Origin of the sequence: Microtetraspora glauca, from assembly GCF_040656155.1 — a bacterium.
In the GTDB taxonomy this organism is placed as follows: Bacteria; Actinomycetota; Actinomycetes; order Streptosporangiales; family Streptosporangiaceae; genus Microtetraspora; species Microtetraspora glauca.
Map to the genome: position 1 here is coordinate 325,242 of NZ_JBFALK010000006.1, position 14,079 is coordinate 339,320.

Annotated in this window: 13 protein-coding genes; 6 read left to right on the forward strand and 7 right to left on the reverse strand. The window is 69.9% G+C overall.

Going from position 1 to position 14,079, the window contains the following annotated elements; translation table 11 throughout:
• Positions 1-7: 7 nt before the first annotated feature.
• The 4 genes from AB0I59_RS14395 to AB0I59_RS14410 all read right to left on the reverse strand — a co-directional run bounded on the left by AB0I59_RS14395 (position 8) and on the right by AB0I59_RS14410 (position 5,342).
• Entirely contained in the window at positions 8-925 is a 918-nt protein-coding gene (locus tag AB0I59_RS14395; protein WP_358132828.1) for a carbohydrate ABC transporter permease, read from the reverse strand.
• Positions 926-1,111: 186 nt separating this feature from the next.
• Positions 1,112-2,491 (reverse strand): ABC transporter substrate-binding protein, encoded by a 1,380-nt coding sequence (locus AB0I59_RS14400; RefSeq protein WP_061254955.1) that lies wholly within the window; start codon positions 2,489-2,491, stop codon positions 1,112-1,114.
• 317 nt (positions 2,492-2,808) lie between these two features.
• Positions 2,809-3,834: a LacI family DNA-binding transcriptional regulator gene (locus AB0I59_RS14405; protein WP_082776767.1), complete on the reverse strand. Its 1,026-nt coding sequence runs from the start codon at positions 3,832-3,834 to the stop codon at positions 2,809-2,811.
• A gap of 527 nt (positions 3,835-4,361) precedes the next feature.
• Positions 4,362-5,342: a LacI family DNA-binding transcriptional regulator gene (locus AB0I59_RS14410; protein WP_061254957.1), complete on the reverse strand. Its 981-nt coding sequence runs from the start codon at positions 5,340-5,342 to the stop codon at positions 4,362-4,364.
• A 127-nt stretch (positions 5,343-5,469) separates the two neighbouring features.
• On the opposite strand from AB0I59_RS14410, the gene AB0I59_RS14415 reads away from it, so the two are divergent.
• A complete protein-coding gene (locus AB0I59_RS14415) occupies positions 5,470-5,844 on the forward strand; it encodes a DUF8711 family protein (RefSeq protein WP_061254958.1) in 375 nt (124 codons plus the stop codon).
• A gap of 248 nt (positions 5,845-6,092) precedes the next feature.
• Here AB0I59_RS14415 and AB0I59_RS14420 read toward each other — a convergent pair whose 3' ends face one another.
• Genes AB0I59_RS14420 through AB0I59_RS14430 form a run of 3 tightly spaced genes read right to left on the reverse strand, consistent with a single transcriptional unit; the run spans position 6,093 to position 6,824 of the window.
• Positions 6,093-6,401 (reverse strand): hypothetical protein, encoded by a 309-nt coding sequence (locus AB0I59_RS14420; RefSeq protein WP_358132831.1) that lies wholly within the window; start codon positions 6,399-6,401, stop codon positions 6,093-6,095.
• A 5-nt stretch (positions 6,402-6,406) separates the two neighbouring features.
• The gene (locus AB0I59_RS14425; protein WP_061254960.1) at positions 6,407-6,637 is read right to left on the reverse strand and encodes a DUF6158 family protein; all 231 of its coding nucleotides are present in this window, start codon (positions 6,635-6,637) and stop codon (positions 6,407-6,409) included.
• Between the two features lie 10 nt (positions 6,638-6,647).
• Complete coding sequence (locus tag AB0I59_RS14430) at positions 6,648-6,824, reverse strand: hypothetical protein (RefSeq protein WP_358132833.1); 177 nt, start codon at positions 6,822-6,824, stop codon at positions 6,648-6,650.
• Between the two features lie 198 nt (positions 6,825-7,022).
• On the opposite strand from AB0I59_RS14430, the gene AB0I59_RS14435 reads away from it, so the two are divergent.
• From AB0I59_RS14435 to speB, 5 genes are all read left to right on the forward strand, one after another.
• On the forward strand, positions 7,023-7,172 hold the full coding sequence (locus AB0I59_RS14435) for a hypothetical protein (RefSeq protein WP_358132835.1): 150 nt from the start codon (positions 7,023-7,025) through the stop codon (positions 7,170-7,172).
• Positions 7,173-7,325: 153 nt separating this feature from the next.
• On the forward strand, positions 7,326-10,529 hold the full coding sequence (locus AB0I59_RS14440; RefSeq protein WP_494410549.1) for a S41 family peptidase: 3,204 nt from the start codon (positions 7,326-7,328) through the stop codon (positions 10,527-10,529).
• Positions 10,530-10,593: 64 nt separating this feature from the next.
• A complete protein-coding gene (locus AB0I59_RS14445) occupies positions 10,594-11,094 on the forward strand; it encodes a PH domain-containing protein (protein ID WP_061254963.1) in 501 nt (166 codons plus the stop codon).
• Entirely contained in the window at positions 11,091-13,013 is a 1,923-nt protein-coding gene (locus AB0I59_RS14450) for a PH domain-containing protein (protein ID WP_358132839.1), read from the forward strand. The genes AB0I59_RS14445 and AB0I59_RS14450 overlap by 4 nt, the downstream gene beginning before the upstream one ends.
• Positions 13,010-14,032 (forward strand): agmatinase, encoded by a 1,023-nt coding sequence (gene speB / locus AB0I59_RS14455; protein ID WP_358132841.1) that lies wholly within the window; start codon positions 13,010-13,012, stop codon positions 14,030-14,032. Before AB0I59_RS14450 ends, speB begins: the two co-directional genes overlap by 4 nt.
• Positions 14,033-14,079 lie beyond the last annotated feature (47 nt).

A 14,079-nucleotide genomic window follows, 5' to 3' on the forward strand; every position in this document is an offset into this window, starting at 1 on the left:
CTCCCTCCTAGTTCTGGTTGTCCCGCGAGACGCGCAGGTAGACGGCCGAGAACACCATCAACACGATCATGAGCATGAACCCCAGCGCGCCGCCGCCGCCGAAGTTCCCGAAGCTGAAGGCGTACTGGTACATGAGGTAGGCGACGGTGACCGTCGCGTTCTCCGGCCCGCCTCCGGTGAGCAGGTACGGCTCGATGAACACCTGCATGGTCGCGACGATCTGGAGCAGCAGCATCACCAGCAAAATGAGCTTGGTCTGCGGGATCGTGACGTGCCACACCCGCCGGAACAGTCCGGCGCCGTCCAGCTCCGCCGCCTCGTACAGGTCACTGGGGATGCTCTGCAGCGCCGCGAGATAGATCAGCGTGCCGGTGCCGAGGTTCATCCAGGTGGAGACGATGACCAGGGAGATCAGCGCGGTGTCCGTGGAGTCCAGCCAGCTCAGGCCGGGCAGGTGCACCAGGTCCAGGATCTGGTTGAACAGCCCGGGGCCCGGGTCGTAGAACCACTTGAACAGCAGGACCGCGACGGCCGGAGGCAACATCACCGGCAGGTAGACGACGAACCTGAGGTACGCCTTGGCGTGCCGCAGCTCGTTGAGCACCAGGGCGATCACGAACGGAACGGCATACCCGACGATCAGCGCCAGCAGGGTGAACATGGCGGTGTTGATCCAGGCCGGACCGAACGCCGAGTCCTCCATCACGGTGCGGAAGTTGTCGAGCCCGACCCATTCCGGCGAGGAGACGAAGTTCGTCTTCTGGAAGCTGAGCAGGAACTCCCGGACCATCGGGTACCAGGAGAAGAACGCGAAGCAGATCAGCGCCCCGCTGAGGAACCCGTACGCCGTCAGGTTGCGGCGCACGCCACGCCGCACCGCCCCCGGCGTGCGGCGCCGTGATCCCCTCACGGTCATTGTGGTCATGGGTTGAACTCCTGATCTCGACGTGACCGGCGGGGTGCCGGCTGTGTGGGCCGGCACCCCGGAGGCAGGAAGTGTCCTGTGGATCTTCGCCGTGGCGAGGAGCGGTCAGAGGGACCCGACGCCGCCGCGAGGCGCCATCTGGGCGACCGCGGTAGGCCGGGAAGGCCCACGGGACACGACCTGATCTCAGCTGGACTTCGCCAGGATGTTGTTGACCTTCTTCTCCGCGTCGGAGAGCAGCTGGTCGATGTTGGCGTCCTGCCTGGTCAGCACCGCGGACATCGCCGTGTCCAGCACCGCGTAGATCTCCTGGGCCTTGGGCGGCTCCAGCTTGAACTGGACGTTCGCGGCACCGTCGACGTAGGGCTGGAAGTGATCCACCGGAACCGTCGCGAACTGCCTGCGCTGCTCGTTGATCTTCGCTCCGGGCGCGGCCGAGCCGTACAGGTCCGTCTCAGGAAGGCCCACCGGCAGGCCGTCGGCCTTGGCCCGCTCATAGTTGAACTGGCCCTGGCCGGGCGTCAGGAACCTGTACTCCAGCCACTGCAGGCCGGCCTTGATCTGCTCGGGCGTGGCCTTCGGATTGAACATGTAGCCGTCGCCACCGCTGAGCGACGACGTCGCCTCCGGCAGCGAGGTCACGCCGTAGTCGTCGAACTTGCCCTTGAAGTCGTTGTTGACGGCCTTCACGACGTCGGGGGCGCCGATCATCATGCCGAGCTTGCCGCTGCCCATCATCCGCATGAGGTCTTCCCAGCGGAGCAACTGCTTGGTGCCCATGCTGTTGTCGGTCCAGCGCATCTGCTTCAGGTTCTCGAGGACGGCCTTGCCCTCGGGGCTGTTGAAGGCCGCCTGCTTGCCGTCGGCGGTGACCACCTCGCCGCCGCGGCCGTACAGGGAGGAGGTGAAGTGCCAGCCTCCGGTGTTGCCGGCGCTGTACTCGCCGTACCCGACGTAACCGGCGCCCAGCGCGGCGATCTTCTTGGCCGCCTCCTGCACCTCGGCCCAGGTCTTGGGCGGGTTGTCAGGGTTTAGACCCGCCTGGGTGAAGAGCTTGCGGTTGTAGACGAGCCCCGTCGAGTAGTTGGTCCTCGGGATGCCGTAGATCTTCTCGCCGCTCTTGAAGACGCCGAGGACGTCGGGACGCATGTCCTTCAGTGTGGTGACGGTGTCGACGTACGGCGAGATGTCGGCCGCCTGACCGTTGGCGATGATCTTCTGGACGTCGGTGTAGTAGACGTAGAAGAGGTCCTCCATCTCCCCGCCGGCCAGCTTGGCCTGGAACGTCTCGGGGACGATGCAGGGGAAGGCGTCCTTGCTTTCGATCGTGATGTTCGGGTGCAGCTTCTGGAACGCCGCGACGTCGGCGTCCCACTGGCTGCGCTCCTTCGGGTTGCTCTTCGGCGGCTGACAGCCGACCGTGATCGTCACGGGGGCGTCGGCGGCGGGAGCCGCGGAGCCCTGCGACGACGCGGCCTTCGGGGTGTCGCCGGCGTCGCTTCCGCACGCGGCGACGCTGAGGGTGATGCCTGCGGCCAGCAGTATCGAGAGGTTGCGGGTTTTCATGAATGTTCCTTCCTGGAACGGCGCGCCACGACCCGAGCCGGACAGTTGCGAGAAACATACAGAGGCATACAGAACCCAGCAAGACTCATGCGTTCATGATGCAAAAAAGTGACAGTGCACCTCACGCCATCGTCGGGAAACATCCGTCCAGGGCATACGGCACGGCTTGGGACGAGGCCGAAGCTCAGCAACGCGGCACGGGGCGCGGCGGGAGAACGGCCTGGGCCCCGGCGACCCGGAACCAGAGGGGTCCGGCCCGAGAGGCCAACCCCTGGAGGGCTGCGCGAAAGGCTGATCAGGAAGGGCGGCCCGAGAGGCTAACCCGGGAGGGCGGCCTCGCGGGGCGCGGGCGCGCTGGAGGAACGCACCACGAGCTCGGGCTCGAAGAGCAGCTCGTCCGCCGGGACGGCGACGGCGTCTATCTGCGCCACGAGCAGGTCGACGGCGGCGCGGCCCATCGCGTCGATCGGCTGCCGCACGGTCGTGAGCGGCGGATCCGTGCAGTTCATCAGGGCCGAGTCGTCATATCCCACGACGGAGACGTCCTCGGGGACCGACAGCCCGGCCCGCCGGGCGGCGCGGACCGCCCCGAGGGCGAGCACGTCGCTGGCGCAGATGATGCCCGTGATCCCACGGCGTACCAGACGGGCCGCCGACGCGTGACCTCCCTCGATGGAGAACATGGCGTGCTCGATGTCCTCGGGGGCCACGTCCAGGCCGTTCGCGGCGGCGAAGGCACGGAACGCGGCCAGCTTGCGCCGCGAGGGGACGTGATCAGGCGAACCGAGCAACATGCCGATGCGGCGGTGCCCCAGGGCCAGCAGGTGGCCGAGCGCCATCTCGGCCGCCGCCACGTCGTCGCACGAGACCTGGGGGAAGCGCAGGTGGTCGACCGCGGCGTTGACCAGCACGATCGGGAGCCTGCGCTCCAGCACCCGCGCGTAGTGCTCGTGCGATGCGTTGCCCTGGGCGTACTGCCCGCCGGCGAAGACGATGCCGGAGACGTGCTGCTGGAAGAGCAGATCGACGTAGTCGGCCTCGGACACGCCGCCGACGGTGCGGGTGCACAGGACCGAGGTGAACCCCTGCTGCGCCAGCGCACCCCCGACCACCTCGGCGAACGCCGGGAAGATCGGGTTCTGCAACTCCGGGAGGACCAGGCCGACGAGGCGGCCGCGGTCGCCGCGCAGTTGCGTCGGCCGCTCGTAACCGAGCACGTCGAGCGCGGTCAGGACCGCCTCCCGCGTGGCGTCGGAGACGCCCGGCTTGCCGTTGAGGACGCGGCTCACCGTCGCCTCGCTGACGCCGACCTTCTTGGCCACTTCCGCAAGCCGTCGTGTCATGGGCGCAAGCATACGACAAATCGCGTAAATACTTGCAACCGCTTGCGCTGCCCGGCCGCTCGGCTCGTACGGCATGGCCGGGAGGGGGGCCTGCGGCGGTCCCCCTACGCGCCCGGACAGCCGGGCACGCGGTCACGGCGGACACGCACGAGAGGGAGCGCGGGAACCGGGAGCCGGGAGAGGGGCGAGTACGCGGACGGCGTGAGCGCGCGAAGCAGCGATCCGGGCGGAGAGTGGTGGCCGACGTCTGGGCGCCGACCGCACACGTGAGAGCAGGCGCGAACCGGGGGCGAACCGGGCGCGGACCCGGAGCGTTCCCGGCATGACAAGCGCCACGAGCATCGCGGTCCGTCACATGCGCGCGATATTGCGAATAGTCGTCGAAATATTGCGAAGTACTGTAGACGACCTTATGGTGTGGGTGACCTTGGAGGTGCGCCGGTTCCAGCGTCCACGGCGCCTCTCCCGGATCTCCGAGCAGAAAGGGCTTTGATCCAAAGAAACAGCGGGTCCAGGGAACGACCAGGTCAGCGGGGGCGGGCCGTCGACGAGCGGACCACGAGCTCGGGCTCGAAGAGCAGCTCGCCGGCGGCGACGGCGGTCCCGTCGATCTGGCTGACCAGCAGCTCGACCACGGCCCGGCCCATCGCCTCGATCGGCTGCCGGATGGTCGTGAGCGGCGGGTCCACACAGTTCATCAGCGCCGAGTCGTCGTACCCGATGACGGACAGGTCGTCCGGCACCCGCAGGCCGCGCCGCCGCGCCGCGCGGACCACGCCGAGAGCCAGCGGGTCGCTGCCGCAGACGATGCCGGTGACCTCGCGGCCGAGCAGCTTGAGCGCGGCGGCGTGGCCGCCCTCCAGCGAGTGCATCGTGTGCTCGACCAACTCGCCGCCGGACGCCCGGAACGCCTCCAGCTTGCGTACGGACGGCATGTGGTCCGGCGGACCGACGACCAGGCCGATGCGCTCGTGCCCGAGGGCCCTCAGGTGGCCGACCGACTGCTCCACGGCGATCGTGTCGTCACAGGAGACGCGGGGGAACTCCCAGTGGTCGGCCGCCGCGTTCACCAGGACCGTGGGCAGGCGGCGGTCGATCAGCCTGAGGTAGTGCTCGTGCACCATCCCCGCCTGCGTGTACAGGCCACCCGCGAACACCACGCCGGACACCTGCTGCTGCAGCAGGAGATCCACGTAGTCCGCTTCGGAGATCCCTCCGACCGTACGGGTGCACAGGACGGGCGTGAACCCCTGTTGGGCGAGCGATCCGCCGACGACCTCGGCGAACGCGGGGAAGATGGGGTTCTGCAGCTCCGGGAGCACGAGGCCGACCAAGCGGGCGCGCTCGCCGCGCAACTGGGTGGGCCGCTCGTATCCGAGCACGTCGAGCGCGGTCAGGACCGCCTCCCGCGTGGCGTCGGAGACTCCTGCCTTGCCATTGAGGACACGACTCACCGTCGCCTCGCTCACCCCCACTTTTTTGGCAACTTCGGCAAGTCGTCGCGTCATGGGCGCAAGCATAGGACGGGCAAAGCCGATACTTTACGATCTTCGCGTTTGTAAGCGCGTTGTAAGGGATCCGCAAGGGGGCGTTCCTAATGTCGCTCCTCGTCAAAGATCACTAGGAAGGCACGTAATGAGCATCGTCAGGAACTCCCTCGCCGTCGTCGCGGCGTCTACCCTTCTCGCCCTGACCTCGGCCTGCGGCGGCGCCGACAAGGTGGCCACCTGCACGGAGGCGACCAAGGCGATGACCGACTACCAGACCGCCGCGGCCGCGGCCGGCGCGAACTTCGACAATCTCAACAAGGCGACCGCGGACTTCTCCTCCAAGCTCAAGGAACTCGCGGGCAAGGCCGACGGCGACCTGCAGAGCGCCCTGCAGAAGGTCGGCGACTCCTTCGCCGAGCTCAAGATCGACCCGTCGGACCCCGCCGCGGCGACCAAGGTGACCGAGTTCGCCAAGAAGGCGTCCGAGGGCGCCCAGTCGTTCGCCGCCGCCTGCGCCTGACGTTCCGGGCCCAGAACGCCGGACCGGACACTTCCGGGTTCGACGCCGGGCCGGACACTCCGGGGTTGGACATCCCGAGAAGCCGCCGCGCCCCCGTGGTGCGGCGGCTTCGCCATGCCGGGCCCCGCGCTACGCCGCCAGAGCCCCGCGCGTGCGGCCGGCGCGACACCGGGACCACCGACACCGGACCACCGACACCGGGACCACCGACACCGGGACCACCGGCGCCGGGAGCCGTGGAGCACGGGTCAGTACTCCAGGCCCCAGTCGTGCGGCCCGACCAGGTAGGCGCCCCGTCGCCGCAGCAGCCACCCGTCGGCGACCAGGACGTCCAGGCTGTGCCGTACGAACTCCTCGGGGAGATCGGCCAGCCGCGCGATCTCGGCGACGGTGGCCGCGCGCCGGTCGACGTTCAGTGCGGCCACCGTCTCGTACACGCGCATGTCGTCGTCGTGCACGCTCTGGACGTCGGCGAGCGGCCGGACGGCGCCGGTGTCCTGGCCGGAGACGTCACCGGCCAGCTCACGCGGCGTCCTTCTCGTGGCGATCTTCCCCATGGTGGTCACCTCTCGCGGGCTCCACTGCGCAGGCGCCCAGGGTCCACGTCCCGTTCGGGATAACGCTTGAGGTACTCCCCCTCCAGTTCCCGCGTGCGGGACGTGTGGCGCTCCAGCGCGTCGTCTGATCCGTGCAACAGGGCGTCGGTCCGGGTCTCGTGGAGATGCCGCATCTCGCGGAAGAGATCCTCGTCGTCGAGATCCCGGGGGTCGACACCCATCATTCCGGTCGTCATCACATCTCCCTCAGACCTCGGTCGGCTTGTCCCAGCGCTCATCCGGCATGCCGTCGGAGGCGCGGGCGTTCGCCGGATCGGTTTCCGACGGTGTGTGCTCCTCGGCGAAATCCGGCTCGTAGTCGATCTCGGTGTCCCGCCAGAACCCGTTCACGAGGTGCTGCTCACGGTCGTTTTCGCGTCGCATGCCGCCCCCCTGCCCGGCGTGGCGGCACCCATGCGTACAGCGCGGATCCGTGTCCTCGCGCACCGGCGCCGCCCGCGCTCCCCCGATCGCTGAACGAGCCTTCTCAGCAAACCCCGTCACCGGGTGACAAATAACTGGATTGGGTATCAACCGCTTGATGCGTACATGGGCTCGCATCATCGCTCAAACGGGGGAATTATGGCTGAAACACCCAAGAAGAAGGCCGCGAAGTCGACGGGCAAGGCCAAGAAGTCGGCTATCAAGCAGGCACGGTCGGCCAAGCAGTCCAAGAAGTCGACGGGTTCGACGGGCTCCATGGAACAGCGGCCGACGACCGAGAACGAATAGCTCACCGAAGGGCCGGGCACCTCATCCGGGCCCGGCCCCGGACGCGCCACGCCGTGGGCGTCCCGGCGCGACTCCGGCGCGAACCCCCCGGCCGCCCGGCGACGCCGCCGCCGACGTCCCAGCGTGACCATCCCGGACACCGGGCGAGGCGTCATGTCTGGATATTTCCGCTTTCCTACGATCTTCCGCGACGTGATCGTCTTCGCGTGCGAAGACGATCTGTGGATGGTGCACGCGGACGGTGGCCGGGCCTTCCGCCTCACGGCGGGTGTGGCGGAGGCGGCGTATCCCCGGTTCTCCCCCGACGGGACCCGGATCGCCTTCGTCGGCCGGGAGGAGGGACCGGAGGAGGTCTACGTCATGCCGTCGGACGGAGGGGCGACGCGACGGGTCACCTTCCACGGCGCCACGTCCGTCGTGACCGGCTGGGACCCCGCCGACGCGATCGTGTACGCGAGCGACGAGTGCCAGCCGTTCGACGGATACCGCTGGCTGCACCGCGTCCATCCCGGCCACGTCCCCGAGCGCCTGCCGTACGGCCCGGCCGGCACGATCTCGTACGGGATGCCGCTGCCGGGGCAGGCGCGGTACGGCATGGTGCTGGGCCGCAACACGGCCGATCCCGCGCGCTGGAAGCGCTACCGGGGCGGGACGGTCGGCGACCTGTGGGTGGACCTGTCCGGGAGGGGCGCCTTCCAGCGGCTCATCCGGCTCCCCGGGAACCTCGCGTCACCGTGCTGGGTCGGCGACCGGATCTACTTCCTCTCCGATCACGAGGGGATCGGCAACGTCTACTCCTGCACACCCGAGGGCGAGGACCTGCGGCGGCACACCGATCATGACGACTACTACGCGCGCAACCTGTCCTCCGACGGGCGTCGGCTGGTCTATCACGCCCATGCCGCCGTCTACCTGCTCGATCCCGCCACGGGCGAGTCCCGGCAGGTCGAGGTGCAGCTCGGCAGCTCGCGCACCCAGCGGAACCGCAGGTTCGTCCCGGCCGCCGAGTACCTGGACACCGCGACGCTCAGCCCCGACGGCAGCGGGCTGGCCGTCACCGCCCGGGGCAAGGCGTTCTCCTTCGCGAACTGGGAGGGCCCGGTCCGCCGGCACGGCGAGCAGGACGGCGTCCGGTACCGCTTCCTGACCTGGCTGAACGACAGGCGGCGGCTGATCGCGGCGGCCAGCGACGACGGCGACCGCGAGGTGCTGGTCATCCTCACAGCGGACGGGAAGACGGAACCGGTCCGGCTCGACTCCGCCGACACCGGACGGGTGAGCGGCCTCGTGGTCTGCCCCACCGGCGACCGGGTGGCGGTCACCAACCACCGCAACGAGCTGCTCGTCGTCGATCTCGACGACGAGCCCGGCGTACGCGTGACCGAGGTGGAGGCGAGCCTGTTCGGGGCGATCGAGGATCCCGAGTGGTCGCCGGACGGATCATGGCTGGCCTACGCCTGCCCCGTCTCCCCCCAGGCGACCGCGATCAAGCTGTTCCACGTCGAAACCGGCGAGACGTTCCCGGCGACGATCCCCCTGCTGGTCGACCACCGGCCCTCGTTCGACCCCGACGGGCGCTACCTCTACTTCATCGGGCAGCGGGCGTTCAGCCCCGTCTACGACGAGCTCCAGTTCGATCTCGGCTTCCCGCTCGGCACCCGCCCGTACGCGATCACGCTGCGGCCCGACGTGCACTCGCCCTTCGTGCCCGAGCCCCGGCCGCTCGGCGAGACCCCGGCGGAGACGGGCGGTGAGACCCCGGCGGAGACGGGCGGTGAGACCGGGGAGGGCTCCGAGCCGCTGGTCATCGAGACCTCGGGCCTGACCGACCGGATCATCTCCTTCCCTGTCCCCGAGGGCCGCTACAACCGGATCGCGGGACTCCACGGCAAGGTGATCTACACGACGTCCCCGATGCTCGGCGGCCCGGCCGTCCTGCGCTGCTACGACTTCGCCAAGCAGAAGGCGGAGGTCCTCGTCACCGGGCTGACCGACTTCCGGCTCGGCCGTGACCGGACCACGCTGCTCTACCGGGCGGGCGACCGGCTGCGGGTCGTCAAGGCGGGCGAGGAGACGCCGGACGACGACACGCCGAGCCGTACGAGCGGGTGGATCGACCTGAACCGGGCCAAGGTGTCGGTGGCCCCGGACGCGGAGTGGCGGCAGATGTTCCGCGAGGCGTGGCGGTTGCAGCGGGAGCACTTCTGGGACGAGGACATGGCCGGGATCGACTGGGAGGCGGTCTATGACCGCTATCTCCCCCTCGTGGACCGGGTGACCACCCGTGGCGAGTTCTCCGACCTGCTGTGGGAGCTGCTCGGCGAGCTCGGCACCTCGCACGCGTACGAGACCGGAGGCGAGTACCGCGAGCGGCCGCACTACTGGCAGGGGAAGCTCGGGGTCGACTGGGCCTACCGCGACGGCCGATACGTCATCGCGCGGATCGTGTGCGGCGACCGCTGGGACCCCGACACGACCTCGTCGCTCAACCGTCCCGGCGTCGACGTACGGCCGGGCGACGCGGTCATCGCGATCAACGGGCAGCCGCTCGGCGCGCAGACCACTCCGAACCAGCTCCTGGTCAACCTCGCCGACGAGGAGGTGGAGCTGACCGTCGAGCGCGACGGCGAGACCCGCACCGTGATCGTGCGGGCCCTCGCGGACGAGACGCCCGGCCGGTATCGCGACTGGGTCGCCGCCAACCGGCTCCTCGTGCACGAACGGACCCGGGGCAGGATCGGCTACATCCACATCCCGGACATGGGCCCGCACGGCTTCGCCGAGTTCCACCGGGGATTCCTGGCCGAGTACGACCGCGAGGGCCTGATCATCGACGTCCGTTTCAACGGCGGCGGCAACGTCTCCGCGCTGCTGCTGGAGAAGCTCTCCCGCAGGCGGCTCGGCTACGACTTCCCGCGCTGGGGCGTGCCCGAGCCGTACCCGCCGGAGTCGCCGCGCGGGCCGCTGGTCGCGGTGACGAACGAGTGGGCGGGATCGGACGGCGACATCTTCTGCCACACGTTCAAGCTGCTCAAGCTCGGGACGTTGGTGGGCAAGCGGACCTGGGGCGGGGTCGTCGGCATCTGGCCGCGGCACCACCTGGCGGACGGCACGGTGACCACGCAGCCGGAGTTCTCCTTCGCGTTCGACGACGTCGGCTGGCGGATCGAGAACTACGGCACGGACCCGGACATCGAGGTGGACATCACTCCCCAGGAGTACGCGCTGGGCGTGGACAGCCAGCTGGAGGTGGCCATCGACGTCGCGCTCGAACGCCTCGCCATGTCGCCGCCGCACACCGCGAATCCGGCCGACCGTCCCCGGCCGGTGACGCCGACGTTGCCGCCCCGCGCATGACATTTGTCCTATAAAAGCCAGGATCAGTCGCAGGGAGAGGCAGATGGGCTGATCTGGCAGAGTAATGGACGTGCAAACCCCCTCCTTGCGCCCTCCTCTGCATCGCGTGAGCCGTACCGCGATCCGGTACTGGACCGTTCGTGCGTCTCTGGGCTGGCTGATCGTCATCGGCGCCCAGATCGCCTGGATGGTGCTCGCCGACGGCGACCACCGCGCCGTCCGGATCCCGGCGCTGGCCGTCACCGCCGTGTTCGCGGCCGCGCATCTGATCGTCATGCCCCAGTGGCGGTACCGGGTGCATCGGTGGGAGACCACGCCGGAGGCGGTGTACACGCTGTCGGGGTGGTTCAAGCAGGAATGGCGCATCGCCCCCGTCTCGCGCATCCAGACGGTGGACAGCGAGCGGGGGCCGCTGGAGCAGCTCTTCGGGTTGGCCAACGTCACCGTGACCACGGCCTCGGCGGCCGGCCCCCTCAAGATCAGCGGCCTCGACCGCGGTACGGCCGACCGGATCGTGCACGAACTCACCGCGAGCGCGCAGGCCACCGCGGGTGACGCCACGTGAACGGCCCGGCCGATCTGCCCCCGGGTGACGTGCCCGCCGACGTACCCCCGGCTGACGCGTCACCGACCGGTACGTCGGGCGGCACGTCACCGGGCGCCACGTCGGGCGGCGCGTCACCGGCCGACGAGTGGCGGCGGCTCAACTCGCGGATGCTGTTCGTGCACCCGTTCCAGGTGGCCGTACGGGCCGTGCCCGCGCTGCTCGGGCTGCTCGTGGCCGGGTCGAGCAGGGGCGGAAGCGGCCACCTGTGGAGCCTCGGCGGCCTGGTGGTGATGATCGTTCTCGGCACGCTCCAGTGGTTCACCACCACATTCCGGATCACCGACGAGCACGTCCAGGTGCGCAAGGGACTGTTCCGCAGGCAGGTGATGACGGTTCCCCGTGACCGGGTTCGCACCGTGGACGTCACCTCGCACATCCTCCACCGCGTTCTCGGCCTGGCCCGGGTCGAGATCGGCACCGGCCGCTCGGACCAGAAGGGCGGCGGGGCCTTGAAGCTCGACGCGCTCGGCACGGCCGAGGCCGCCCACCTGCGGGAGGAGCTGCTGCACCGCCAGCTCGCCCCGAACTCCCCGACCGGCGCCGCGGCCCCGGGAGCCGACCCGTCAGGTGCGGGTGGCGACGCCGCCGGTGCGGGGGACGGCTGGGTGGGTGCAGGGGGCGGTGCCGGCGGTACGCTCCCGGTTCCGGTACCGCTCCCAGGCAGCGGCCCGATCACCGGTGTCCGCCCGGTCGCCGCTGTCCGCCCGGTCACGGCGGCCTTCGCGCCGGAACAGGAGACGGAGCTCGCTCGCCTCCAGCCCCGGTGGATCAGGTACGCCCCGTTCACGCTGTCGGGCATCGTCGCGGTCGGCGTCATCGCCGGATTCCTGTCCCGGCTGACCAACGAGGGCGGCGTGGACCTCCGCAAGATCGCGGCACTCCGCGAGGGCTGGGAGTGGTTCACCCGCGTCCCGGTGTGGACCGGGGTCGCCGCGGCCGTCCTCGCCCTGGTCGTCTTCGTGGCGGTCGCCTCGACGTTCGGCTACATCCTGTCGTTCTGGGGCTTCCGGCTCACCCGGCACACCGGCGGGACACTGCACGTCACCCGTGGCCTCATCACGACCCGGGCGACCACCATCGAGGAGAGGCGGTTGCGCGGCGTCGAGGTCAGCGAGCCGCTGCTGCTGCGTGCCGTACGGGGAGCCCGGTTGATCGCGGTGACGACCGGCCTGCGGGTCGGCCGTGGAGCGCAGCGCGGCGGTTCGATGCTCCTGCCGCCCGCCCCCGTCGCCGAGGTGGAGGCGCTCGCCGAACGCGTGCTCACCCCCGGCACGCCGGATGGGCCGGATACGCGGGATACGCGGGATACGCGGGATACGCGGGATACGCGGGATACGCGGGATACGCGGGATAGACCGGATACCCCGGACGGCACGTCGCCCGTCGTCGCGCCGCTCGTCGCGCACGGTGCCACCGCGATGCGCCGCCGGTTCACCCGCGCCCTCGGCGCGAACGCCCTCGCCGTGGTGGCCCTGCTGGCGCTGTGGGAGTGGGCGGGCCTGCCGGAGTGGACCTGGATCACGGCCCTCGGGTTCATCCCGTTCGCGGCGCTGCTCGCGGCCGACCGCTACCGGAACCTCGGGCACGCGATGACCACGGAGTACCTGGTCACCCGCTGGGGATCGCTGGTGCGCAGGCGGGTCGTCCTGGAATGTGACGGGATCATCGGCTGGAACGTCACGCGGTCGTTCTTCCAGCGCCGGGCGGGACTGGCCACGCTGACCGCGACCACGGCAGCCGGACGGCAAGGCTACCGTGTGTCGGACGTGGCGATGGGTGAGGCGCTCGGCATCGCGGCGGCGGGCATCCCCGGCCTGCTCGACCCGTTCCTCACCGTCCCCGGACAGCACGCTTCAGAACCGGAGGGATCACAGTGACCCGCTACGGCCAGATGTTCGGCCCCGACATCACCTTCCTCGGCGTCGACCGTTGCGACCTGAACGATCCCGGTTCGTACGCGGGAGCCGACGTGGTCATCCTGGGCGCGCCCTTCGACGGCGGCACCTCGCACCGGCCCGGAGCCCGGTTCGGCCCCAATGCCATCCGGCAGACCTGCTACCTGCCCCACGACGGTTCACGGCCCAGCCTCGCGATGCGCGTCGACGCGCTCCAGGACGTACGCGTCCTGGACGCGGGCGACGTCGAGACGTACGCCGGGGACATCGAGGGCAGCCTGCGCGCCATCGAGGACGCCGTCGCCCGGATCTCGGCCTCCGGGGCGATCCCGATCGTCCTCGGCGGCGACCACACCATCGCGCTTCCCGACGCGACGGGTGTGGCACGCCACCACGGTTTCGGCCGGATCTCCATGCTGCACTTCGACGCGCACGCCGACACCGGGCACATGGAGTTCGGCCACCTGCACGGTCACGGACAGCCGATGCGCCGGCTCATCGAGTCGGGCGCGATCCGGGGCGACCGGTTCCTGCAGATCGGCCTGCGCGGCTACTGGCCGGGGCCCGACATCCTCGACTGGATGGCGGACCAGCGGATGCGCTCGTACGAGATGACCGAGATCGTGCACAGAGGTCTCGACACATGCCTCACCGAGGCGTACGACATCGCGCTCGACGAATGTGACGGCGTCTACCTGTCGGTCGACGTCGACGTGTGCGACCCGGGCCACGCCCCCGGCACCGGAACGCCCGAGCCCGGCGGGCTGACCTCCAGGCAGCTGCTCGACGCGGTACGGCGGACCTGCTACGAACTGCCCGTCGTCGGGGTGGAGATCGTCGAGGTGGCTCCGCCGTACGACCATGCGGACATCACGGCGTACCTGGGCAACCGCGTGGTGCTCGAAGCGTTGTCCGGCATCGCGCGCCGCCGCAGGGACGCCGCCGAGGGCACCCGCTGGGACCCCTCCCAGCCCCTGCTCGACGGCCGCCGACCGGAGTGATCACGGTCGTGTCCCGTGCGTCACGGGGCACGACCCGGACGTACGGG

Bases quoted from the DNA above. Each gene is read 5' to 3' on its own strand.
- AB0I59_RS14395 (WP_358132828.1), bottom strand. From the start codon at position 925: ATGACCACAATGACCGTGAGGGGATCACGGCGCCGCACGCCGGGGGCG.
- AB0I59_RS14400 (WP_061254955.1), bottom strand. From the start codon at position 2,491: ATGAAAACCCGCAACCTCTCGATACTGCTGGCCGCAGGCATCACCCTC.
- AB0I59_RS14405 (WP_082776767.1), bottom strand. From the start codon at position 3,834: ATGACACGACGGCTTGCGGAAGTGGCCAAGAAGGTCGGCGTCAGCGAG.
- AB0I59_RS14410 (WP_061254957.1), bottom strand. From the start codon at position 5,342: ATGACGCGACGACTTGCCGAAGTTGCCAAAAAAGTGGGGGTGAGCGAG.
- AB0I59_RS14415 (WP_061254958.1), top strand. From the start codon at position 5,470: ATGAGCATCGTCAGGAACTCCCTCGCCGTCGTCGCGGCGTCTACCCTT.
- AB0I59_RS14420 (WP_358132831.1), bottom strand. From the start codon at position 6,401: ATGGGGAAGATCGCCACGAGAAGGACGCCGCGTGAGCTGGCCGGTGAC.
- AB0I59_RS14425 (WP_061254960.1), bottom strand. From the start codon at position 6,637: ATGACGACCGGAATGATGGGTGTCGACCCCCGGGATCTCGACGACGAG.
- AB0I59_RS14430 (WP_358132833.1), bottom strand. From the start codon at position 6,824: ATGCGACGCGAAAACGACCGTGAGCAGCACCTCGTGAACGGGTTCTGG.
- AB0I59_RS14435 (WP_358132835.1), top strand. From the start codon at position 7,023: ATGGCTGAAACACCCAAGAAGAAGGCCGCGAAGTCGACGGGCAAGGCC.
- AB0I59_RS14440 (WP_494410549.1), top strand. From the start codon at position 7,326: ATGTCTGGATATTTCCGCTTTCCTACGATCTTCCGCGACGTGATCGTC.
- AB0I59_RS14445 (WP_061254963.1), top strand. From the start codon at position 10,594: ATGGACGTGCAAACCCCCTCCTTGCGCCCTCCTCTGCATCGCGTGAGC.